Below are 2,130 nucleotides of genomic sequence, written 5' to 3'. Positions count from 1 at the left end.
CAAATCCCCATAGGTCGATGCTTGGGCCCCGCGGGTTCGGGCCTCCCAGACTTTCGTACGCCTGCCGGCATCCGAAACTCTTCAGGAAAGCGGAATGGCCGCTTTGGAGTGCCAGCCGACATAAGCGGCCCTTCGTTCAGGCTCAGGTGGCCGGTAGCTACGCGTCCCAATCTCGGTCATTCGTCGTAAACTGCAGCGGTCTCGAAAGCGGACCCTCACAACGCCGCTGCAACTGCGGTCGCCGGGTCCAGTGGCAGTTATCGCGTGCGAGTTGCGGTGGCAGTGCATCTAACTCGACAGGAGCACGAGGGTCGCTCGCTGTCGGCCCCCGGCAATTGAATTCACTATCGCCGGGATCGAAAGCGGCGCTCTTTGTGGCATCCGGGGTTAGGTCAATTCTTCACTTGGGGACCAACGCGATATGCAGCAATCGCTTTTGTACCATCACGCACGAACAGCTTCAGGCTCATAATGCGTGTCGTCGGGTCTCTGTGCTCGACATGGTCAAAAGTGCGCTGCAACATTTTCCATACATCCAAGATCGTAAGTTTGCTTCCTCTAACGGGCATCGAAAATTCATGGCTTACGATGAGGCCGGCCTGAAAATGCTCGAAGGTACATCGGACCGAGGCAATAGGCTTTTCCGTCTCAATTGCACGTTCTTGCGTGTACGCCCAGACGTCAAAATCCAAGGAGAACAGTTCAAGATTAGCCCGGCTAGTCGTCGCCGCCAATCTCACCGTATCTGCAAGTTGACCTTCCTTCTCACAAGATTGAATGGCGTTCCTAACCGTCGTCAGGCATAATTTGCTGGAAACAACGGTTGTTGGGTAGCTCATATTCAAAACAAGTGTCCGCTCCTTGTTAAGTCGATAGGTCTCTACTTTAATTTTCGTCTCATATCCGGTGCTAACCGAGATTTCTCTGAAAGTTTTGAGCGCAGTGGTTCCATAAATGTCACTGAGGGATTCTTTGATCACGATGTCACCGACCACGGCGCTCAAGAACCGTGCGGCGCTTTCATATTCATTCTGCTTGTTCGGATCCCATCGCCGCGGGCTTTTGAGTGAGTGATGGCGCAGCTTTCCTCTTAAAAGCACCAGAGTTCTTATTTTGTCGCGCGTTGTATCGCCGGGCTTGAAAAGATCGAATGCCCGTTCGTGAGACCGAACCCTCCGCTGCGCGAACACCGCAGCATTCTGTTCCACGAATTCGCAGAGCTCGACTTGGTCCGACAAAAGATCTGCCTGCTTCTCGTTTCCTGTCTTTCCATTACAAAATCGTGTCTCGAGAAAGAGGTACATGTTGTTATACGAGTCAACGTACCTACCGGCGCTGTACGCTATAGACCTTCGCGAAAATGAGAGGTTGATTCGATTCTATCATCGGAAATTTTGCCTACACAAAAGGCCCTTCCGATCTGCTCAAAATCGCATTCGTGATTGAGGGAGAGATCGTAGTTCGATCGAAACGATTTTATATGAATTTTAGCGTCTTCGTCTACATTTTCGCCGTGGAATCGAAGTTCATAATTGTCATAGTCTAAATCAACAATTTGTATGCCGCTCACCACGGCCTGCCAGTTCATGATATTTCTCCGGGCCAATACCACATAGCCTCCGCCGTTGATCGTGATGTGAGGGTGCGCGGCTTCGGAGCTGGCTGGCTGGACATTGGGCGCATGCGCCATGTCTACGCCGGAGAATGCGAGGCAAACCCGCTTCAACACATTGGCCTCGCGCTCTAGAAAAAACGTCATTTCGCCCGTTTTAATGGGCCAGCCTTCCATCACTTCCACGTGATTTTTTACATCGAATGCAACTGTAACGATCATACTTCAATTTGCTTGGCAAGTGCGCTCTCGGCAAGCCCTAACCAGCTTTCCGCCTCGTTCAGACTGGCACGCGAACGCGAGCAGCAAAGGCTGCACTTTCGACCGCAAGCGCATCAGGTGCTGCAAGCAGTTGAGCATGGGGAAGAAGTGCGGCACGCTACAACGCGTTGAACGGGAGGCGCGCTAGGCGCCGAGGTAGCCTCTAGTGGATTGATTCCAACGTTTGGTGCCCGCGCCTGACAGCTGCGATAATGTGATCGGGATCGGCCTTCCAGACGAACGGTCGTGGTTCTTGA

2 protein-coding genes are annotated in these 2,130 nt (G+C 52.6%); both read right to left on the bottom strand.

Translation table 11 applies throughout. The features are described from left to right. Positions 1 to 392 precede the first annotated feature (392 nt). Positions 393 to 1,304: a hypothetical protein gene (locus ACVWZA_RS21775; RefSeq protein WP_457313539.1), complete on the bottom strand. Its 912-nt coding sequence runs from the start codon at positions 1,302 to 1,304 to the stop codon at positions 393 to 395. A gap of 38 nt (positions 1,305 to 1,342) precedes the next feature. Then, positions 1,343 to 1,834 (bottom strand): hypothetical protein, encoded by a 492-nt coding sequence (locus tag ACVWZA_RS21770; protein WP_457313538.1) that lies wholly within the window; start codon positions 1,832 to 1,834, stop codon positions 1,343 to 1,345. Positions 1,835 to 2,130: the final 296 nt, after the last annotated feature.

It is taken from the genome of Sphingomonas sp. UYAg733 (genome assembly GCF_054057355.1).
This window is presented reverse-complemented; position numbering and strand designations above follow the sequence as displayed.